The sequence below is a fragment of the Pseudomonas sp. FBCC-B1667 genome, assembly GCF_059133255.1.
Genome location: NZ_CP101437.1, coordinates 2,405,136 through 2,426,368, shown reverse-complemented (window position 1 = coordinate 2,426,368; position 21,233 = coordinate 2,405,136). Strand labels below are relative to the sequence as shown.

The window sequence follows — 21,233 nt, the reverse complement described above, 5'->3', positions numbered from 1 at the left end:
AGGACGCCTCTTTTTTTGTTCGCTTATTACATTTGAGCGCCGATCATCCAAGGCACTGTTTCTTCATTGCCAACGCCCAGCGCCTCGCTTTTAGATTTTTCACCAGAAGCAACGCGTATGAGCATGTCGAAAATCTCTTTGCCCTTCGACTCAAGGGTGGCATCGCCATCCATGACATCGCCGCAGTTGATGTCCATATCATCCTTCATGCGAGTGTACATCTTGGTGTTCGTCGCAAGCTTGATCGAAGGAGCAGGTTTGGCACCAAAGCACGAACCGCGTCCCGTGGTGAACGCAACGAGGTTTGCGCCGCTGGCAATTTGGCCGGTGGCTCCCATCGGATCGTAGCCAGGCGCATCCATGAACACCAAGCCTCGAACTGTGATGGGCTCGGCGTAACGATAAACGCCCATGAGTGCTGACGAACCACTTTTGGCAACTGCGCCTAGAGACTTTTCAAGAATGGTCGTTAAACCGCCAGCCTTGTTGCCAGGAGTGGGGTTATTGTCGATGCTGCCTTTTTCACGATCTGCGTAGCTCTCCCACCATTTGATAAGGTCGACTATTCCCTGGCCAACCTCACGGGTTGCCGCACGGCGAGTCAGCAGGTGTTCAGCGCCGTAGATCTCTGGCGTTTCGCTAAGGATGGCCGTCCCACCTTGCGCTACGAGCATATCGACAGCCACACCGAGGGCGGGGTTGGCCGTGATGCCCGAGTAACCGTCCGAACCGCCGCACTGGAGCGCCACGGTCAGGTGCCGGGCCGAGACCGGCTCGCGACGGCACTCGTTGGCAACCGGCAGCATCGATTCCACGGCGGCAATGGCGGCATCCGCTGCATTGCGGGTTCCGCCAACGTCTTGGATGACCACGGGAGCGATAAGCTTGCCGGTCTCAATACCCTGAGCCATGAAAAGCGCGCCCATCTGATTCGCTTCACACCCGAGGCCGATGACGACTACGCCAGCGAAGTTGGCGTGTTTGATAAAGCCGCCGAGGGTACGACGCAGTTGATTTACGCCCTCTCCATTGTGCTCTATACAGCAGCCAAAACTGTGAGTGATCGGTACAACACCATCCACGTTTGGATAAGCATCTAACACACCATTTCGCGAGAAGTGCTCCACCACCATTTTGGTGACAGTGGAGGAGCAGTTCACCGTGCTCACTACACCAATGTAGTTTCGCGTTGCTACCCGTCCGTCAGCGCGGACGAAACCTTGGAATGTCACGGGAGAGGCAGCAGGCGACGCGACCTTGGCATCCTCGCCGAACGCATAGTCTCGCTCGAACGTCGCCATCTCCAGATTGTGCGTATGGACATAATCGCCTGGCGCTATGGCTTTCGTAGCAAAGCCAATAATCTGGCCGTAACGCAGAACAGGCTCACCCGAGTTGACGTGTGCAAGGGCGATCTTGTGCGCTGCGGGAACATCGGCGAGCACCACGATATTGCCGAACTCGGTAACAACTGTCCCTTGAGATATAGAAGCACGCGCGATTGCAACATTGTCATCAGGATGTAGTTTAAGTGCTAGGGACGTGCTCTTCATTTTGTCCTCCCATTATCAGTAATACACGGCGCAGCTTGGGGCAATACAATGTTGTCCCGAGTTGTTGTAGTGATCGTTTCCTGTGCCTGGCGCAACTTTAAACTCAAAAATGCGGCGAGCGTCAAAAGAGCAGCAACAATAATAAGACCATTCTTCGTGCTCCCCGTTGTTTGCTCTACGAAGCCCAGCAACGAAGGCCCGAAGAAGCCACCAGTAATACCAAAGGTATTCACTAACGCTAGACCCGCTGCCATTCCTGCTCCCGCTAGCCTTGAACTGGCGAAGAGAAATATCACAGGCTGAACGACAAAAAACATCGATGCCGTCAGAGTGAATCCTATTAGTGCGATTAACGGAGTTGTATATGCCGCGAGGGTCAATCCAGCCGACATCAGAAGCAGACCACCAAACATTATTTTTCGTGAAATTTTTGGAGTAGTGGCATATTTTGGAAGAAATGCTGCGCCGAGTGCTGCAGCTATCCATGGGATTGAATTTAACAACCCTATTTGTAAGGATGACAACCCTCCATAGGTGCCAATGATGCCCGGCAAGAAGAAAATTACCGAATACACACTAATTTGATGGAGAAAGTAAACCGCGATGGCAAGCCAAATTTGAGGGATTTTAAGAACACCCTTAAAAGAATGACCAACGTTGCCCGATGCGATTTCTTCATCATGTTCTTTTTTCAGACTTCGCTCTACCTCAGTAGCTTGTTCCTTTGACAGCCAACTTGCAGTGGATGGGCCGTCCGGAAGCTTTCGCCAAATAACGACGGAGAAAAGAACCGCTGGTATGCCCTCCAAGAAAAACAGCCACTGCCAGCCGTGCCAACCCAAGATTCCGTCCATCTGTAACAACAAACCGCCAACCGGGCCGCTGATGATGTTCGCGAGACAGACCCCGATTAGAAAATAGCCGCTGGCTCTTGCTCTTTGCTCACGACCAAACCAATAGGTTAAATAGAGCATTACGCCTGGGAACAATCCGGCTTCAGCTGCGCCGAGCAGCGCACGGGCAATGTAAAACGTAGTCTCATCGGTAATGAAGGCCATACCGGCAGACAATAAACCCCACGTAATCATGATCCTGGTGATCCAGAGTCGTGCACCCACTCTGTGCATGATCAGGTTGCTGGGTACTTCCATGAGTGCATAGGAGAGAAAGAAGAGGCCTGCACCAAAACCGTAGGCGGCGGCGGAAATACCCAAGTCGACTGCCATGTGAGTTTTGGCAAGTGAGATATTTGTTCTGTCCAGAAAGCTGATGACGTAAGCGAACACCAACATCGGCATTAACTTGCGAAACATTAAAGCGTTCAGCGACTGTCCCTTTTGTGTTTTTGTATGGGTCGTAGCGAACATGATTCAGGTCTCCTCATAAGGATAGATTGCTAGGGCGCCAGTTTTGTGAGGCGACCTTTAGCAATTCATTTCCTCTAGCTAAACTTAAAGGTGTGAGTACCCGCGCTTAGAAGTTGACGTTATCGCCACCTTTGAGCTTCAGGATTTCCCTGGCGTCAGCAGGTGTCGCCACTTCAAGTGAAAGCCCTTCGAGGATTTTTCGCATGCGCAAGACTTGATCGGCGTTGCTTTTTGCCAATTGGCCTGGCCCGTCCCAAAGCGAGTCTTCAAGACCTACACGCACATGTCCTCCAAGCGTGGCTGATTGAGCACCAATGCTCATCTGCTGCTTTCCTGCTGGAAGAACCGACCACTGATAGTCTTCCCCAAAGAGACGATCAGCTGTGCGCCGCATATGCAGGACGTCCTCAGGGTGACCGCCGATACCGCCCAAAATGCCGAAAACCGACTGGATCAAAAATGGGGGTTTGATGAGGCCACGATCAATGAAATGTGCAGCCGTGTAGAGATGCCCAATGTCATAGCATTCGATTTCAAAACGGGTACCGTTCTCACTGCATGACTCGAGGATATGGGCGATATCGGTAAATGTATTTTTGAAAATGCGGTCATGACTACCGGCGAGGTATGGTTCCTCCCAAGCGTGTTTGAACTCCTTAAACCGATTGAGCATCGGGTAAAGCCCCATGTTCATCGTCCCCATGTTCAGTGAGGCCACTTCCGGTTTGAACTGATGTGCTGGGCGAAGTCGATCTTCAAGAGACATTGTCGGGGCGCCACCTGTGGTCAGGTTGATCACCACATCGCTAGCCTCTTTGATAGCAGGCAGAAACTGCTTAAAGAGTTCTGGATCCTGAGAGGGGCTGCCATCAATTGGATTACGAGCGTGTAGGTGAACAATTGAGGCGCCAGCTTCAGCAGCGCCAATTGCCGCTTCGGCAATTTGACCCGGCGTTACCGGCAGATAACGGGACATAGAAGGTGTATGAATTGCGCCGGTGACCGCGCAAGTGATGATGACTTTACGAGCCATGGTGATCTCCTGGTTACTTTTATTTTGGTGTTCAGGATGAAGTGATGCCGTCAGGAATTTGGGGCTTGACGCTTGTGTGCAGCGAGGGCCATCAGGCGGCGGTCACGCCAAGCGGAACGCAATGCAATTCCTTCGAGCTCAAGTTTTTGGCGACGCTCGTCATGCACTCGGGCAACCGCTGATTCCGACCAGTCGAAAGCATTTTCGGAATTGATCGTTTCGCGATTTTGCTGACCGTAGCGTTTGGCATAGTCGGATACGCCGGCAGGGGCGTTGAGATCGATAGTTTCGAAGGGGCCCATAAATGACCAGCGAAGGGCAAGCCCATCTTTAAGCACCCGATCAATGTCTTCTGAGCTAGCAAAGCCTTCCTCATGCAATTTGAAGCATTCGTTGAGGACTGCGGCTTGGACTCGGTTCAACAAGAAGCCGTGGATCTCTCGGGATAGAACGACAGGGCTCTGCCCGGCTGCGGTGTAGATCTCATGCGCTCGAACCATGACTTCAGAGTTTGTCCACGGCGCAGGGCATAGTTCTACCAGCGGAACCAGATATGGCGGGTTGGTAGGGTGAGCAACTACGCAGCGTCCCCGACCTGGAAGATCCTTGGTGAACTCAGAGGCCGGTAGCCATGAAGTTGAACTGGCGAGAATCGCGTCTTTGGGCGCCAGCGCATCCATTCGACTGAAAATGTCGATTTTTGCCTCCACCGTTTCCCGAACGTTTTCCTGTACGAGCACCACGTCACGTAGCGCTTCCGCCAAGTCGGGGACGCAAGTAATGCGTGCAAGTACGGTAAGGGGGGTGTCATTGAGAAGATCGAATTCTGCAAGCTCGTCGAGTCTCGCTTCGATGTAGGCATGGCTGTTCTGCATTGTCTGCAGATCCATGTCGTGTAGTCGCACCGGATGTCCTGCCCGAGCAAAAACAATCGCCCAGGCTCTCCCAATCAGGCCCGCGCCAACGATTGCGATGGGGCCACGGTCGGTCGCAGATGGAGTTGTACTTCGCATGATGTTCTCCAAATTTTGTATTTATGTTTAGGAGTAATCGTTTGAGCGATTGGTGAACAATGCTGACGCTCAGATGTTCGCTCTGAGACAGATGCTATCCACTGTGATCACAGATCACAAGAAAATTCTTCGGATTGTCTGACGATCGGCTGTGCAAAGAATTCGAGGGATAGAGATGGCACCTGCCAACGGCGTGAACCTCAGCGGGTCGGCGCGATTCAGGTTTTTGTGCGGAGGTTGTGAGGGCTTTCGGAATTGAAACTTCACATGAAATAAACGCAGAAAAGCCCGCCTGCCGAGCGGGCTCTTCAATCACATCTTTCAGTCTGCGTGGCCGTGACCCGCTTCGCGAAGGAACGCGCGTACCGTGTCACAGAACTCCAATGGGTTCTCAGTCATTGGATAGTGGCCAGTACCTGCGAGCACGGCGATTTTACTGCCGGGAATGCGAGATGCTGTCTCCTCAACCTTCTCTTGGTACACCAACCAATCCGCGTCACCGCGCAGAAGTAAAACAGGCGCTTTGATCTTTCCAACTTGGTGCCGCTGATCAAAGTTCGCATAGCCTGTGAGGTCACCCTTCATCACCTGCGGCGTGGTTCGCGAGATCTGCCACACCACCTCCCTCGCACGATCTGGTGGAGTGCGATTGCCCGTCATCGAACGAGACCAGGCACCGATGATCTCTGGCCCATTCATGAGCAACATATCGAGGAAGAACTCGGAAACCGTCGGGGTAAAATCTGCCCCTTCAGCTGAAATGATCGCGCTGTACGCATCGGGCCGACGCGCCCCCAATTCCAGCACCAGATTGCCACCCATCGAGCATCCCATGATGGCGGGTTTCTCAAGTCCCAAGGCCTCCATAAGGTGCTCATTGAACTCCGCATGGCGAGTGAGGCTGTGGAATGGGCCTGATTCGGGTAGCTCTGATTTGCTGTGCCCGGGGGCGTCAATTGCGATGACGCGGAACTCATCTGAGAGACCGTCCAGTACGTGCCTGTACATCAGAGAATCTTGTGATGCTGCGTGGAAGCAAACGAGTGGACGTCCCTCCCCTGATTCTTCGTAGTAAACGCGAATTCCATCAACGGTAATGTACCGTCCTACCGTCTCTTTCCCCGACGGCTTCGGCCCGGGAGAATAGGAAACTGGTGGGTTAGTATCGGTTTTTCCTACACGCTTCATTGCGTCGAACGCGCGAGCCATCACATCTACGTACTGCCATGCGGCGACCACGTTGCCCTCAAGCTCAAGCTTTCCCAATCCAGGGGACAACGCTTCAAACCAGTCGATCTTTCCGTCAAGAACGCGCTGCCACTCATCATCAGCACCAGACACGATGATGTCAGCGCCCAACGGGCTTCCTTCCGGGTAAACCGCAACGACTTTACCGGCGAGAACCGCAAGCGTTGAGAAACCTGTGCTGTGCTTGAATTGAATGCGCCCATCGAAATAGCGAGCAGCGGCAGTCCAATTAGCATCACCGTTCAACTCGTCGGCGAATTGGCTCAACCATTTGGCATCATTAATAAGGGTCATGACTTTCTCCTAGCTTTAGCTATCCCCAAGGGGATTTTCTTGTAAGTGCAGGTGCAATAGGTTCGTTACAAACCCATGTTGCAAGAGTGTTTCGAGACCAGCGCCTTGTCGTACTTAAGGAACCAGCCGGTAGTTTCACGTGTGAAGAAAATAGTGATGATGGCCGCCAGTACCATGAGGCCGGAGATAAAGTAGAGCGCGTAGTTGTACCCAGCAGCCTGCTCAAAGCCACCACCTGCGCCGATGAACATCCCGATCACGAAAGGCCCGAAGCCACCAGCGTAAATACCGACGTTGACGATTGAGCCTGCTAGGCCAGTCGTGCCTTGTTTTGCAGAATCGAACGCAATGGCATACAGCAACGTGTAGGGCGCGTTCATCGCGAACCCAGCAAACAACTGAATCGCGATAAGCCAAGTCAGGCTGACGGATGAGTATTTGAAGAGGTACATGCCCACCGCAAGCCACGCGAAAACAAGCACTAGGCAAAGTTTTCGGCCTGCACGGTCTGAAATCCATCCCCAAACGATCTGGCCGATACCACCGGTGATCGTGAAGAGCACCGAGTAAGCAGCTGCCTCTGCGAAGTTGTAATGGGCAACAAAGGCCAGGTACTGAGGTAGCCAGAAGCTGATGCCGAAATAGCCAACGATTGCGAACATCGAGATTAGAGCGATAGCGGAGATGTTCGGATTTTTCATTGCAGACTTGAACGCGCCTTTGGGCACCTCCACCACACCCTGTACCGCTTCCATTGATGGAGGCGTCTCACCGACGGCTTGAGCGTGTTCAACAAAGGACTCGTAACGCTTCTTCGTACTGAACCACCAGTAGACCGAAAAGATGATGATCATCGGTACGGGGAACAGCAGGAATGCCAAGCGCCAATTTTCCGGGCCGTAAGCGTGGAGTAGAGCACTGATCGCCAAGCCACCGATCAATGTGCCCCAAGGGTATCCGGTGTGATGAAGTCCTAGGGCGAAACCACGGCGCTCCTTCGACCACCACTCAGACAAGGAGGTGACTTCGATGGCTTCGCCAGCACCGCCAAATGCGTGAGACATCACTTGCAGCGCGACAAGCACTCCAAGCGAGCCAGTCAAGAAATTGAGGCCGGTCAGAAAGGTGAATAGCGTGTAAGCAATCACGATTGGCAGGTGGCGGTATTTTCGCATCCATCCCTGACCGCCTTTATCAGCCCAAATCATGCAAGGCACGGCTATCAAAGATGTAGCGATCGTGATGAACGCGGCAAGCAGTCCAGTCAGCTCAGCGCTTGTCTTGAACTCGCTGGTGATGGAGGGCAATACCATAAAGAACATCTGGCGGGAGTTGGCATCCATGGCATACACGAGCCACAAAAGAGCCATCGCGCCCCACGAGGCTGCACCTGCCCCTTTTTGCACACGATTGACCGCAGGTAATGCTTCGATTTTGTTTTGAGCAAATCCCATGGGGATATCTCCGGGTATTTATTTTTATTCTCCGGCTGAGGATCGGTGTTTTGCACACATACACCTCAACATCCGAGGTGTATCAGCACTTGTCGTACTGCTCACCATGGACAGAGGTTATGGCTCAACTTCAGTGCTGAATATAGCTGGCAGAGCACACCTGCTGTGACCGCCAGGAACAGGTCAGTGGCACAGCATGAGAGATGCACCAGCAAAGCATGTGGCTAGGTATTTACTGGGGAATAGGTCTCAGATTTTGAGAGATCTGTTGGGCACAGAGCAGGAGGGGAAATGACCAGAGAGGTGGATTAGTGGCTCCCTTGTGCAGGAGCCAACGTTGCACGCTAGCGCGGAGGTAGAGTGAAGATAAGCGCGGGGCCGTAGTGGCTATCAAGTCGCTTCGGGTAGTACTCTCACGACCTTCCATGGATGCTCAATCCATTTTTCCTGAAAAAACTCGATGAAAACTCGGATGCGAGGACTTAGATGCTTTCTATCCGAGTAGAGCAGGTATATAGGCTCTAAGATCTCCGCTTTGTACTCGTCAAGCAGGAGCACCAGCGATCCGTCCTGAATGTCTTTTCCAATGTGAAAATCTGCAAGGCGGACTATACCCGCGCCTGATTTGGCCAGGTCTCTTAGCAACTCACCCTGGGTAAACGATCCACGGGGCTTCACAGGGGTCGTCACACCTAGGCCATCTTGGATAAAGGCCCAATTGTTCCAAGGGCTGGAAAAACTGAAATTGAAGCATCGGTGGTTCATCAGGTCTATTGGCTGCTGCGGTGTTCCATACTTTTCCAGGTAGTCAGGCGAAGCACACAGCAACCATTCACATTCGCCTATCTTCTTCGCGATTCTGGAAGAGCTCGGAAGAATCCCGCTATGGATGGCTATGTCCAACCCTTGCTCAAACTGGTCAACGAACTGAGCGCCTAACTGAATCTCGACATCAAGACCAGGATAAGTGTCGAGGAATTCTGGCAACCAAGGCACGATTTGCTGCTTCGCGAAAGAGGTCATCGTGTGGATGCGTAGCGTGCCACTCACCCTAGAGGGAAGTCCCTCTGCCAGGGAGTCAGCCTCACTCATCGCTTCAACCACCGCCTTCGCACTGCGTAGGTAAGCAGCACCCTCCTCCGTCAGCGTGAGGACTCGGGAACCCCTCTGAAAAAGACGAACGCGAAGTCGATCTTCCAGTCGCGCAATCAATTTGCTGATGGCTGAAGGCGTCATCTCATGCGCCCTGGCGGCAGCAGAAAAACTTCCGCACTCTGTCGACCATATGAACGCTAGCATTTGAGAGTATTGATCCATTTCAGTACGCTCCTTACGCGACTGAATCCACCTGTTTATCTACACAAAAAAACGCGCCGTAGCGCGTTTTTTTTTGCCCGAAAATCAGCGAATGAACTGCTCGATATAATCGTCCGGCAAGCCCAAGGTTTTGTAGTGGCTGCGTGCGGCTTCCAGCTTGGTAAAGACGTCCTCATAGCCAACAGCGACACCTTGCGGGTCGACATAAGTGTAGCCCCCCTGAACGTGGAACCAGGTGATCATTTCTTCAACATCTTCAGGGACGAACAGAGTATGAGTTTCCCCTGGCGGCTCGAATGCAAAGGAGCCTTCATCAGCCACCCAATCATGTTCAAGGTAGTACCAACGCCCCTTCAACACGATCGCATGCACTGCTCCCGAGTGACGGTGACGTGACAATACCCCGCTCTGCCGCACTCGGAGCAGGTTGATGTAGTACCCGCCGCTAACGCTCAGCAGCAATGGTTTGAAAGATACTGACTTGGTAACAGGCACCCAGAGATTATCGTCTTCGAGCCAAGTGGTCATAACGCCTGGATGCACCATGTCTGGAGACATGAAAGGCACCTGCGGCAAAGCATAAGGAATGGCAAGTTCATCAGGTTTAACGGGCGTATTCATTATAGTTTCTCTCAACGTGTGACTGGCGAGCGAGCCAGGATTTCAATCGCTGAGTGAGAGTAGGTGATGCTCTCGCACAGGAGAATACTCAGAAATTCACACCATCTGTGACCACTCGTCACAGCGCGTAAGGCTCATCCTGTTGAAGGCCGCGACGCATCTCAGACGCCTACTGCGAACGAGTTCAAGCGATTGACCCAGCAGATTTTTCACTCAGGGGATAGCGGCCATCAGTGGATCGCGCCCCATCAGAGGGGACACATTTTCCCCAATACCTTCACTACCATGCAGACCTGTTCATCTAGAAAGCCGCTTACACAGTAGTAATCGGCTTGAAATAATGAGGTTTAGCAATGACTTCTCTCAGCCCTTCCCTTGAGCTCAGTCCCGAGCTTGCAGCTCACCCGGCCTATTCGCGAGTGTTCCAACCCGAAGGCCTCACCTTCGGATACATCATGCCCTTGGAAGGCTACCCAAACTCACCGTTTCCTACCTTGCAGGATCATCAACGTCTTGCTCGAATCGCGGATGAGGCTGGTTTTGCAATTTTATGGATGAGGGACGTGCCCTTTTACGATCCAAGCTTTGGTGACACCGGGCAGATGATCGACCCTTTCGTCTACCTTGGATATTTGGCAGCCGTAACTAAACAAATTGCTCTAGGAACGACAGGAATCGTTCTTCCACTGCGCGAGCCGTTGATCGTTGCTAAACAGTCTGTGTCGGTTGACCAGCTCACTGGTGGACGATTCTTGTTAGGGCTCTCCAGCGGAGATCGCCCGATTGAATATCCAGCATTCGGGATTGATTTCGAAGCGAGAGAAGAACGATACCGGGAAGGCTTCGAGCTGATTAAGACAGTCACTGAAAATAGCTTCCCAAGCGTCTCAACCAAACTTTTCGGCAAGCTGGAAGGCTTGCTAGACATGGTACCCAAGCCAGTTGGCCCTCGACTCCCCATGATTGTCGTGGGCCGAGCCCGTCAGACGCTTGAGTGGATAGCCAATAATGCCGATGCCTGGATTTGGCATCTGAGCGACTTCAATCGTTTGCCCGGCCTCATCCGCGAGTTCCGTTCTGCCAGTCAGACCGGCAATGCAAAACCATACGGCTACGCGACATTTTTCGATCTAGCGAAGGATCCGAGCACACCGCTGGAACGCGGCTACAACGGAATAAGGATCGGGCGTAATGCTCTCGTGGATCTCTGGAAACGGCAACAGGATGAAGGTGTTTCACACGTCGCACTTAATATCAAACCTCTGCAGCGACCAGCCGCTGATGTCCTGGAGGAGATGGCTGAGTATGTCCTGCCACACTTTCCCATAGGCCAACCTGCCTCGCAGGTGAACCAGTGACCGGTTCAAGTGATCGCACCGACATTAAAGGCGTTATAGCCACCTTTCTGGAAGCCTGGGAGAGCGGTAATTGGGAATCTGCTGGGGATATATTCACTGACAATTGCCAGCTGGTAACAAGCCACATGTCCGCTCATGAGGGTGGACGCAAGATTGCCAGAGCTTTCCAGCAAGACCGTGCCAAGGCTGATGGCTTTTCAGTGAAGGCAACCAATCACTATGTGGGTGGTGGAGAAACCGACGCCACTTTCAGTTTCTACGCCTATGGCCATATCAGCAAAACCACAAAGTCGGCCACGCTCGGATTTGGTATGACTGTCACAGGCTCTCTGAAAAAGACAGCAGGCACCTGGCGCCTCGACAGCGTGCTGATTGCCTTGAATTGGGTAACCGGGGACTACTCGCTTGCAATTCACTGGCAGCTTCCACCAAGAGACGACGGATGGAGGATTGGCGACCCAGCCCCGACCATCGTTAGCGAGCTGAATTCGCCATGGCTTGCTTTCCCTAACTCAACGGCTTCGGTGACCAGTGCGGAGTGTATTGCTGAAACCTACGCTCGTTACTCATGGGCGCTGGATCAGGCTGACATGCAGCTGCTTGCTCATTGCTTTACCAACGACGCCGCTGGTGATTTCCAACCGATGGGCCTTATTGAAGGGCGCCAGGCGATCATCGGCTCCTTCAAAGAGTTTCGCAGGCCCTGGCCGTGGATGCAGCATTTCGCGGACGTGCTGGAGATCAAGTCTGACGAGGAAAAGGGTATAGCGGAAATGATTGTCGGCAGAGTCATTCCTGGAAACTCACACACGCAAGATGGCACGCCTCTCTATGGCGCGCATTACCGGATGCGGCTTCGTCGCAAGCATGAGGGATTCTGGCAACTGACCTGGAGCGAGTACCGCCCAGGCTGGTTCAATGCCAATGAAGCACCAAGAGTTTAGTCCCTTCCTGAAAACGCTCTAAGGCCGTGGCGCCGTACTATCTCGGACGACGAGTTCGATTTGTATGCGCTCGCGGCGTGCAAGTGGGCGCCCCTCGATCAGCGCAACGATGTTGTTGGCGCTGCTGATACCAATTTTCGAAGTCGGCACCCTGACGGTCGTCAGGGCTGGAACGTAGGCAGCCGCGAACTCGATATCATCGAACCCGCTGACTGATAGTTCTTTGGGGACGTCGATCCCATTGGAGCGCGCTTCCGCCAACGCTCCGATACAGGTGAGGTCAGTGCTGCAGACAATGGCTGTAGGCTTGGGGTTAAGCTCCATAGCAATCCGCAGCCCGGCGCGCCCTCCCTCAATCGTGAATGGCTGCTCAATAATCCGTTCACTTGAAAGCTCTATCCCTGACTCGATTAGCTGAGCGGTGATTCCTTTCAGACGGTATTTTGCCCGTTCGTTGTTAGAAACAACTCCACTGATCATGGCGATACTTTGATGACCAAGGCTAAGCAAGTGCTTGGCTATCAATCGACCACCCTCCTCATTGCTGAACCCCACGCAGTGATGGTCGTGAGCACCATCTAGCGACCACATGAGAATGAATGGGCATTGGGCGGCAGTTAGTGCTTCATAAATTTCTGGACTATGTTCAGTACCCACCAACAGTAGGCCTTCGACGCCCCGCTCAATCATGTTCCTTACGTTTACCAGTTCTTGCGCCTGGTCGTATTCATGCGAAGAAATGATCAGGTGATACCCAAGCTCCGTTAGCCTTAACTGGAGGGCCTGGACAGCTTCAGCGAACGCTGGGTTGTTAAAAGTAGGAAAAACGGCTCCGATGCTGTGCGTGCGCCTGGATGCCAAAGCACGCGCGGCCCCGTCTCGCACGTACCCGAGCTCTTGAACAGCTGCTTGTACTTTGGCCAGCGTTGCAGGTTTCACTAAGTGCGGGACAGCCAACGCTCTTGAAGCACTCCCCATCGAGACGCCCGCCAATTCAGCCACATCCTTGAGCTTCGGTTTCTCGATTTTTTTCATTGGAGATTCAGCATCCTTGATCGTAGCGCGGAGACAGGACGATCAGAAGAACGCCCTCGATTTGCGCAGAGGATGATAAGCCAACAGCCTGCCGTTCGGGAGCCGTTAATTGGAGAGAAAAACCTGAGAGCAGCGTTTCTGCTGCCCCCAGGCAAAGACACTTATTTTATGACGATCGGATTCACAGGGGCGCCGGTTCCGCCAACGACCTTTAGAGGGGCTGCGGTGTACAGGAACGTCCACTGACCGTCCTCAGCGCAGTCTTCAGCGAGAGGATCAAGCTGAGCGATCTCAGTGAGAGTGATGCCCAAGTTCCTCATGAGTGCGTTGTGCAACGGCAACGCAACCCCTGACACGGGATCGACGGTGACTTCGTTAGCGATGGTGTCGGTGACAATGTTCGGAATTTCCATCTCCTGAAACCACTTCACCAGCTCAGGGCTGTAGGTCAGGCCTGGCTCGATAAAGTCTTTGTAGAACTCTTCCGGGTCGCGTTTATAAAACGAGCCGATCCACCCAGTGCGGATGATGAGAATGTCGCGCTTGTTGATAGAGACGCCTTGAGCCCGGGCCGCAGCCATTAGATCCTCATGGTTGAAAGTTTCACCTGCATCCAGCACGTCTTTACCACGGTGGCGCGCTATGTCGATCAGAATGCCTCGGCCAACGATGCCTTTTTCACCCAATGGAGCAACGCTCGCCTTGGCCAGGGAGCCGATAGTGGTATCAGCGCTGTAGCCATTCCAAATCTGATCGTCGTACCAGACATGCCCTAGGGCGTCGTACTGAGTTGACCCTTGAAGATGAAAAAACATCACGTCGTCGGCGAACTCGTAAGAGCCCGGAAAATGTGGGCCTTTGCCACAGTTGTAGTGACCACGATCCATGATATTCATGCGTTTTGACTGAGAGCGGCCAGGCCAGACCGGGTCACCAGCAGGATCTGCCATCCGCACCTGCAAAGTAAATGTCTTGCCTTGCTTGACCTCTTTGACCCCTTGGAGCACTTCGATACCTGTAAGGTAGTTGAGTGAGCCTACCTCATCATCCGGGCCCCACTTACCCCAGTTCTTAGGGGAGTCTTTGAGCAAGTCATGAATGTGCGGAACGGTCTTGTCTGTCATTTTCTGAGCCTCTTTTATTCTTGGATTAGCTGTGCTGCATTTAGCGGTTAGTTGAAATGTTCAAATCGTTGTCCCAGCTCGTCAGCACGAGCGAGTCCTCGGATGAGTCGTTCAGCCGTAAGGGCTGGCGCCATATTTTTCGCGTACACCGCACCCAGTGTTGCCTGGACGACAATGTCCAGTTCCTTAGAGGTAAACGGAGACGTCTGGCCAAGGCCGTCGAGGGTGACGGGAAGATTCACATCATTCAGAAGCTGAGCGACCTCTAAGATCTCTGAGTCTGGGCGCTCTTCGACGGACATCTGCACCAGCGTCCCGAATGCGACAAGCTCACCATGCAGCATGGAAGTAATCGCAGGAATTGCCGTAAGACCTCGCACAAGCGCATGGGCTAGCGACAAGCCGCCACTCTCGAACCCAACGCCACTGATAAGGACGGTTCCTTCAACAACCCGCTCGACATCATCATTAACCTCGTGCCGGCCTACTGCTTGGTAAGCGCTGTACCCGTAGGTCATAAGCGTCTTAAACACTGCCTCTGTTAGCAGCAATGCAGTGTTCAACGCTGGAGTACCAAATGAGTTATTGCCTCCGGCAGACTGACATTGTTGCGCCTCAAACTTTTTACTGATGGCGTCGCCGATGCCTGCGGCGAAAAACCTTGCAGGCGCACGGACAATCACTTCGGTGTCAACGACGACTGCGGAGGGGTTCATGTTCAGGTACTCGACACCAACGACCTTGTGCGCTTCGTCGTAAAGCACAATCAAACGGCTGGTTGGGGCGTCGCTGGAAGCAATGGTCGGGCATACGACAATGGGGACGTTAAGCTGAGCAGCCATCCCTTTAGCCGTGTCAATTGTCTTACCCCCGCCCAAAGCGATGATGGTATCTGGCCTGTAATCTGCTGATCGCTCACAGAGAGACGCAATTGCCGCTTTAGTGCACTCACCAGGAAAAACGATACTGTTCGCCTCGAAGCCATGCTCCGACAATGCATTCCCTACCTCAGGCCACAGATGCCTCGAGACGAACTCGTCGCATAAGACCAAAGGGCGCGATTGCCCCATATCCGAAAGGATTCTGCCAAGCTGCTTTAGCGCGCCTGGCCCTTGCTCGTATCGGCCAGGAAAACCCATTGTTCGAACCATGCCACCACCCGCTGCTGAAAAACTGTGAGATAAATCGTTACGTTGAATACGAGCCAGGCTGGATCAGCGCATCAACCAGCCACCTGCCACATCCACGACTTGGCCCGTGATGAAGTCGCTGTCGTTTGAAGTCAAAAAGCATGCTGCTTTAGCTACCTCAAGTGGCGTTCCAAGACGGCCCAACGGAGTCTCATCAACGACTGCCTGGTTCGCTTGCGCAGAAACGGTTTTTAGAAGCGGCGTTTCGATGCGTCCCGGAGCCAGTGCGTTTGCCGTAATGCCATAGGGCCCGAGCTCACCTGCCAGGTGACGGGTGAAACCAATAACTGCGGCTTTCGTGGCGCTGTAATGCGCCGCGACGATAGGGAGGTAAGCGCTGCCAGCAACGGAAGACATGTTCACTATTCTTCCAAAACGGCGCTCGACCATCGCTGGTGCGAGAGCTCTGACCAAGTTGAACGAGCCAGTCAGGTTGATGCCAACGACGCGATCCCATTCCTGAGGATCCATTTCCCAAATCGGCGCTGGTGCGCCCTCGTGTTTGGGTGAAATACCTGCATTGTTAATCAAGGTGTCGATCGGGCCGAGCTGCTCACTAAGTTCAAGACAGGCTCGACTGCATTGAGCGAAATCTGATACGTCAGCTTTAGCCCAAGCCACCAAATGTCCGGCAGCACTGAGTTGCCGGGAAAGCTCGGAAACTGACTGTTCGTCGAAATCTACCAAGGCAACCCGCGCGCCCTCCTCGCAGTACAGCCGGGCAATCGAGGCACCGATGCCCCCACCGGCCCCGGTAATGAGAACTGTGCGTCCTGAATGTCGAAGATTCGTCATGCCAAATTCCCCGCGCTGAAAAAACAGAAACAAGACGCGATGATGCTCACACGCGTCTGATGCCGCACTGGCTGACCGAAAATTTCGGGCTCATGTAAGCGGGTGGTGTTAGGAGATTTGCGTGGCGAAGCCAGTGTCCACGTGCCGGAGCGGTCGGTGACTTTGGATAAGAGAGTGGCGAGGGCTGCCCGCGTGCGTGACCGAGCGCAGGCTAATGATGCAGTGACCATCATGATCTCCAGACTTGCCTAGGAAAACGGCAAATATGAATCGTTTCACGCTCATAGCCTGCGGCCCTAAGCCAACAAAATCTATGATCTGTTCACGACTCTATTTTTTGTATTTATTCTCGAAAGAGATATTTATGAAGCGCTTCATTTTTATTCGGATATTTGACCGCTGTCAAGCGTCTGCACAGTCACTCCCCGCGCAAGGAGGGCCAATAGCTCCTACGAAACTGAGCAGTGGTGAATGCCTTCGCAGTCATGAGCATCTGCGCCAATCATATTGAGGATGTGGAAAACACCGGCGCACTAAGCCTCTGAGCCACTGGCTCCTTTGGCAGATGCACGGAATACGGGCGCAGTGCCCACGCCTGGAAGTCGATGCTCAAGTGAGATGAATACGCGATGCATATGCTATGCATCGACTAGACGCGCGGGCCTCGCTCACGGGTCAGGCAGAGTGAATGCCTTCCGCAGAATGCTGCTCCCATGGTGGGCATGGTGACCAAGCCTCCACGAGCTTATCGATGAAGAGTCGAATTTTTGGAGATAGGTGCCGCTTGCTAGGGTAGATCACCCGAATAGGCTCTGCGGCCTCTGCATACCCAGCGAGCAATTGAACGAGCTTGCCGCTCCTCAAATCGTCGTTCACCACGTAGGAAGGAAGAGTCGCAATACCCAGGCCAGCTACAGCTGACTGGTGTAATGACTCAGCACTGTCCATCTGTAGCCTTCCACCATGAGTAACGGACACAGAGCTACCATTCACGCGAAAATTCCAAGGAAGCAATCTCCCACCGCTCACGAAATGCAGGCACTGGTGCTCGGATAAATCCTCAGGCGTTTTAGGCTCGGCATGCTCAGCCAAATATTTGGGGGAAGCGCAGGTAATCATTTGTTGGTAGGCCACAGTGCGCGTTAACAACCGAGAATCTTCCTTCGGTGGCCCGATGCGCATGGCCAAATCAAATCCCTCATCGATCAGATCGACCAGCCTGTCAGAAAAGGTGATATCCACGCTCAGGGAGGGCCAATCCTTAAGACAGCACTCAACGTGCTGAAGGACATGAAGTCTGCCCAACGCAACCGGCAGACTCATCCGCAGTCGCCCACTAGGTGTCGAACGACGAAACGCAAGGGCATCCTCCACGTCGTCCAGATCCTGAAGAACGCCCACACAGCGCTCATAAAGAACCTGGCCGTCATCCGTCATGCTCAAGCTACGCGTAGTGCGATTCAGTAGACGTACATGTAAACGAGCCTCGAGCCTGACTATCGACTTCCCCACTGCAGAGCGAGTAAGGCCAAGCTGCTTTGCCGCCGCAGTGAAGCTTCCAGCGTTTACCGAGCTTACAAACGCGGCGATATCGTTCAGGTTATGGAGTTCCATACGGCCTCAGTGGTCTCAACGTTCGGGCGGCTTAGCACCTGTTATGGGGAACCCTATTCCCTAATACTAAGCATAGTATCTCAATTAGCTAATCCACTCCCAACGATCAATTGAGGTCATTATGAACACTAAAGTCCAAGCAGCCGTCCAAACCTGGGCCAACAGCCTTAGCGATCTGGTACCCGTTCTTAAGGGAATCGATACCACCACAAAAATGAGCGACATCCGCGACTCTTACGCAAAAATGCTCGCACAAAATCCAGCGCCTGCTGGCGTAAAGTTTGAAGCGGTCGACATGGGTGGCGTGCCAGGCACACTGGTCACTCCTGACGAGATCAAAACCGACGCAGTCGTGATGTACATCCACGGAGGTGCTTACATTGTTGGCCGTCCAGACGGCTACCACGGCATCGGCGGCAACTACGCGAAAATGCTCGGCGCTCGTGTGTACATGCCGGACTACCGTCTTGCCCCTGAGCACAAGTTCCCAGCCTCTATTGACGACACACTGCGTGCCTACGAGTGGTTGCTTGAACAAAAAATTCCGGCTAACAAGATTGCATTCTCTGGCGAGTCGGCTGGCGGCGCGATGGTTGTCAGCGTGATGGTGGCGGCGAAATCCAAAGGCCTTCCATTGCCTGCGGTTGGCTCCTCCATTTCGCCATGGGCAAACCTTGAACATACCGGCGCCTCCATGAGCAATCGTGAAGGTCTGGATCCTCTGAACTCTAAGCCTGTCCTGGACATCCTCGCCAGAGCGTTCTTGGGCGACACATTGGCCAATCATCCTCTGGCCTCTCCTGTGTTCGCGGACGTCACCGGACTTCCTCCAATTCTGGTGCAGATCGGCGAGAACGAGTTGATGTTGAGTGATGCGATGCGCCTTGCAACTCATCTTGCTGATAACCGCGTTCGCGTCAACTTGGAAGTCTGGCCTGCGATGTTCCACGCCTGGCACTTCTACGCCACCATGCTGCCAGAGGGTCAGCAGGCGATGGAGAGTTCCGTTCGGTTCATCGAGGCTGGCTTGGCCGACGCTAACCGCTAAAACGCAGTACAACCGCGATAGCTTTTCCTGCTCTCGCGGTTTTACTAATGCTGTTCCACAAAAGCTTCATCAGGCTAATAAAAAACCTGAGCAAGCGCCCTGCCCAACTCTTGTCACTTACCCCCCCTTCTTGGCAGGTCATGTCCACTGAACTCAGAACATGGTTTTTCCGATGACACGAGACCGCAGCACGATCAATCCCCGAGTCTACCCCGTCGTGCGCTACCTTAGAGCATCATCCGCATCACGGCGCGACCAGGAACCATGGAATGAATCGCAAGCAGTTTCTCGAGCAACCGGACATGCTCGGCCTCATCGAGTGGCTAATCGAAAACCTTCCCACTCTTCCAGTACATCTGAAGGTCGCGCGCAGTAGGCTCGTGCGCAACGCGATCGACTCCAAGGTTCAAGGTATCGAAGCGGCGAATACCAGTGGGGCGGGAATTGGGAGACGGTCAAGGCGGAGCTGCGCCGGCTGCGCATTCGCTTGCGTTGGCGGTTCGCGCCCGCGATGAGTTCGCCACGCATGGAGCCTGCGAAGCGATCCTAGCGTGGGGAAAAGTCGATGGCGCCGTCGGATTCCTCAAGAATCAAATGCACGACAAGAACTTGATGAATTACCTAAAGCAGTGCCAGGCGCTTCTCGCGCTGGACCGCAAGCAGCAGCTCAACCACCTCACCAAGCAGAACATCCTAAGATTCGACTCGGGCATGACTAAGATCCATGCCCTGCTCGACACTACTGGCTCTCCAATCTATGACGGCCGGGTCGGTGCCGCCATCGCGCTGCTCTACTGCCTGTAACGCCAAGGCACCAGCACCACTGCGCCGCAGGTAGTGGACTTCGCCTGGGGGCCATGGATCAGCGACCAGATTCGAAACCCAAAACAGTTAAAGCTTGGGTACAACGGTACACCGCAACTCTCCACCACCAGTCGGCACCTTTGGGCACGGCGTCAGCGCCAATTAGGTTGGATCATCCGCGCGGTACTAGAAGGGTCCGAATTATTCGCCAAGCAGCCTCAGCTAGTAGACCGCTGCCACGCTTTTGAAGCTGGATTGTTCATGATGGGCTATGACCTACGCAATCCCCGACGGCTATACGATCCCAGTGCCGCCCAAGCCTAACTTCCGGGTACGTAGGATGACCCGAGCGACCTGAGATAAACAAGCTGATGGTTGACCTGTATGTAGTTCTCAATACACAGGAAAATAGTCTTAAACACTCAAAAACGTCAGGACCTGAAGAGAAAGACCAAACAACATTGGTAAAGAGACCACGCGTGAGCGCCAAAGCCTGCGCCCGCTCACGCGGAACCCGTGAGGATTCCACCCAGAGCCAGCCGTTTTGTGGGGGTAAAAACGCCTAAAAATAAAAAAGGGTCGCGAGATAAAATCTCGCAACCCCTTGAATTATATGGTCGGGACGGAGTGATTCGAACACTCGACCCCTAGCACCCCATGCTAGTGCGCTACCGGACTGCGCTACGCCCCGACTAGGCGTGAAACTCGCCCCTCTTCTCGAAGGACGCTCAAGAATATATCGCAAGCGTTTGAAAACTGGAAGTATTCAAACGCAGGAAATTATTTCTTGAGAACCACCAACACATCTTCCAGCTCGGCAATCATCTGCCGAATCATCTGCTTGTATTGGGTAGTATCGTCTTTGGCTTCATCGCCGGACAAGCGCAAGCGCGCGCCGCCGATGGTGAACCCTTGATCGTAAAGAAGCGCGCGGATCTGCCGGATCATCAGCACGTCTTGTCGCTGATAATACCGGCGGTTCCCGCGGCGTTTGACGGGGTTGAGTTGAGGAAACTCCTGTTCCCAATAGCGCAGCACGTGTGGTTTTACCGCACACAGCTCGCTGACTTCACCGATGGTGAAGTAGCGTTTGCCAGGGATGACGGGGAGCTCGTCGTTATGACTTGGTTCCAGCATAAGCCTCAACTCGGGCCTTCAACTTCTGCCCTGGACGAAAGGTGACCACACGGCGAGCCGTGATCGGGATTTCTTCCCCCGTTTTCGGATTGCGGCCAGGCCGCTGGCGTTTGTCCCGAAGGTCGAAATTGCCGAAACCGGACAATTTGACTTGTTCGTTGTCTTCAAGAGCGTGCCTGATTTCTTCAAAAAACAGTTCGACCAATTCCTTGGCCTCCCGTTTATTCAGGCCCAGCTCTTCATACAGACGTTCCGCCATCTCAGCTTTCGTCAGAGCCCCCATA

The 21,233-nt window shown here is 53.5% G+C and carries 19 protein-coding genes and 1 tRNA gene; 4 read left to right on the top strand and 16 right to left on the bottom strand.

Going from position 1 to position 21,233, the window contains the following annotated elements:
* Window positions 1-26: 26 nt before the first annotated feature.
* The 8 genes from NL116_RS10910 to NL116_RS10875 form a co-directional block, all read right to left on the bottom strand.
* Entirely contained in the window at window positions 27-1,553 is a 1,527-nt protein-coding gene (locus NL116_RS10910; protein WP_494377149.1) for a UxaA family hydrolase, read from the bottom strand.
* On the bottom strand, window positions 1,550-2,920 hold the full coding sequence (locus NL116_RS10905) for an MFS transporter (RefSeq protein WP_494377148.1): 1,371 nt from the start codon (window positions 2,918-2,920) through the stop codon (window positions 1,550-1,552). The genes NL116_RS10910 and NL116_RS10905 overlap by 4 nt, the downstream gene beginning before the upstream one ends.
* Before the next feature lie 106 nt (window positions 2,921-3,026).
* Entirely contained in the window at window positions 3,027-3,953 is a 927-nt protein-coding gene (gene kce, locus NL116_RS10900) for a 3,5-dioxohexanoate:acetyl-CoA acetone transferase (RefSeq protein ID WP_494377147.1), read from the bottom strand.
* 50 nt (window positions 3,954-4,003) lie between these two features.
* Entirely contained in the window at window positions 4,004-4,966 is a 963-nt protein-coding gene (locus NL116_RS10895) for a 3-hydroxyacyl-CoA dehydrogenase (protein WP_494377146.1), read from the bottom strand.
* Window positions 4,967-5,287: 321 nt separating this feature from the next.
* Window positions 5,288-6,508: an alpha/beta fold hydrolase gene (locus NL116_RS10890; protein ID WP_494377145.1), complete on the bottom strand. Its 1,221-nt coding sequence runs from the start codon at window positions 6,506-6,508 to the stop codon at window positions 5,288-5,290.
* Between the two features lie 65 nt (window positions 6,509-6,573).
* Window positions 6,574-7,962, bottom strand: coding sequence for an MFS transporter (locus tag NL116_RS10885; RefSeq protein WP_494377144.1), 1,389 nt, complete (start codon window positions 7,960-7,962; stop codon window positions 6,574-6,576).
* 390 nt (window positions 7,963-8,352) lie between these two features.
* Entirely contained in the window at window positions 8,353-9,279 is a 927-nt protein-coding gene (locus NL116_RS10880; RefSeq protein WP_494377143.1) for a LysR family transcriptional regulator, read from the bottom strand.
* Window positions 9,280-9,363: 84 nt separating this feature from the next.
* Window positions 9,364-9,900 carry a 2,4'-dihydroxyacetophenone dioxygenase family protein gene (locus NL116_RS10875; protein ID WP_423502580.1) on the bottom strand — a complete coding sequence of 179 codons (537 nt, stop codon included), beginning with the start codon at window positions 9,898-9,900 and terminating at the stop codon, window positions 9,364-9,366.
* 353 nt (window positions 9,901-10,253) lie between these two features.
* On the opposite strand from NL116_RS10875, the gene NL116_RS10870 reads away from it, so the two are divergent.
* Together NL116_RS10870 and NL116_RS10865 are read left to right on the top strand one after the other, a co-directional pair.
* The gene (locus tag NL116_RS10870; RefSeq protein WP_494377142.1) at window positions 10,254-11,258 is read left to right on the top strand and encodes an LLM class oxidoreductase; all 1,005 of its coding nucleotides are present in this window, start codon (window positions 10,254-10,256) and stop codon (window positions 11,256-11,258) included.
* The gene (locus tag NL116_RS10865) at window positions 11,255-12,202 is read left to right on the top strand and encodes a nuclear transport factor 2 family protein (protein WP_494377141.1); all 948 of its coding nucleotides are present in this window, start codon (window positions 11,255-11,257) and stop codon (window positions 12,200-12,202) included. Before NL116_RS10870 ends, NL116_RS10865 begins: the two co-directional genes overlap by 4 nt.
* A gap of 18 nt (window positions 12,203-12,220) precedes the next feature.
* Here NL116_RS10865 and NL116_RS10860 read toward each other — a convergent pair whose 3' ends face one another.
* The 5 genes from NL116_RS10860 to NL116_RS10840 all read right to left on the bottom strand — a co-directional run bounded on the left by NL116_RS10860 (window position 12,221) and on the right by NL116_RS10840 (window position 17,960).
* On the bottom strand, window positions 12,221-13,237 hold the full coding sequence (locus NL116_RS10860) for a LacI family DNA-binding transcriptional regulator (RefSeq protein ID WP_494377140.1): 1,017 nt from the start codon (window positions 13,235-13,237) through the stop codon (window positions 12,221-12,223).
* 161 nt (window positions 13,238-13,398) lie between these two features.
* Window positions 13,399-14,361 (bottom strand): cyclase family protein, encoded by a 963-nt coding sequence (locus NL116_RS10855; protein ID WP_027620510.1) that lies wholly within the window; start codon window positions 14,359-14,361, stop codon window positions 13,399-13,401.
* Between the two features lie 47 nt (window positions 14,362-14,408).
* Window positions 14,409-15,500, bottom strand: a complete 1,092-nt coding sequence (locus tag NL116_RS10850) for a glycerol dehydrogenase (RefSeq protein ID WP_494378035.1) — start codon at window positions 15,498-15,500, stop codon at window positions 14,409-14,411.
* Window positions 15,501-15,575: 75 nt separating this feature from the next.
* Window positions 15,576-16,346, bottom strand: a complete 771-nt coding sequence (locus NL116_RS10845) for an SDR family oxidoreductase (protein ID WP_027620512.1) — start codon at window positions 16,344-16,346, stop codon at window positions 15,576-15,578.
* A gap of 675 nt (window positions 16,347-17,021) precedes the next feature.
* Window positions 17,022-17,960 carry a LysR family transcriptional regulator gene (locus NL116_RS10840; RefSeq protein ID WP_494377139.1) on the bottom strand — a complete coding sequence of 313 codons (939 nt, stop codon included), beginning with the start codon at window positions 17,958-17,960 and terminating at the stop codon, window positions 17,022-17,024.
* A 121-nt stretch (window positions 17,961-18,081) separates the two neighbouring features.
* Between NL116_RS10840 and NL116_RS10835 the strand changes: the two genes are divergently transcribed.
* Both NL116_RS10835 and NL116_RS10830 read left to right on the top strand, forming a co-directional pair.
* On the top strand, window positions 18,082-19,008 hold the full coding sequence (locus NL116_RS10835; RefSeq protein ID WP_027620514.1) for an alpha/beta hydrolase: 927 nt from the start codon (window positions 18,082-18,084) through the stop codon (window positions 19,006-19,008).
* Between the two features lie 444 nt (window positions 19,009-19,452).
* Window positions 19,453-19,812 carry a hypothetical protein gene (locus NL116_RS10830; protein WP_494377138.1) on the top strand — a complete coding sequence of 120 codons (360 nt, stop codon included), beginning with the start codon at window positions 19,453-19,455 and terminating at the stop codon, window positions 19,810-19,812.
* 614 nt (window positions 19,813-20,426) lie between these two features.
* Here NL116_RS10830 and NL116_RS10825 read toward each other — a convergent pair.
* The 3 genes from NL116_RS10825 to ihfA form a co-directional block, all read right to left on the bottom strand.
* A tRNA-Pro gene (locus NL116_RS10825) sits at window positions 20,427-20,503 on the bottom strand.
* An 89-nt stretch (window positions 20,504-20,592) separates the two neighbouring features.
* Window positions 20,593-20,949, bottom strand: a complete 357-nt coding sequence (locus NL116_RS10820; RefSeq protein WP_003179985.1) for a MerR family transcriptional regulator — start codon at window positions 20,947-20,949, stop codon at window positions 20,593-20,595.
* A complete protein-coding gene (gene ihfA, locus NL116_RS10815; RefSeq protein ID WP_002553164.1) occupies window positions 20,930-21,232 on the bottom strand; it encodes an integration host factor subunit alpha in 303 nt (100 codons plus the stop codon). The genes NL116_RS10820 and ihfA overlap by 20 nt, the downstream gene beginning before the upstream one ends.
* Window position 21,233: the final 1 nt, after the last annotated feature.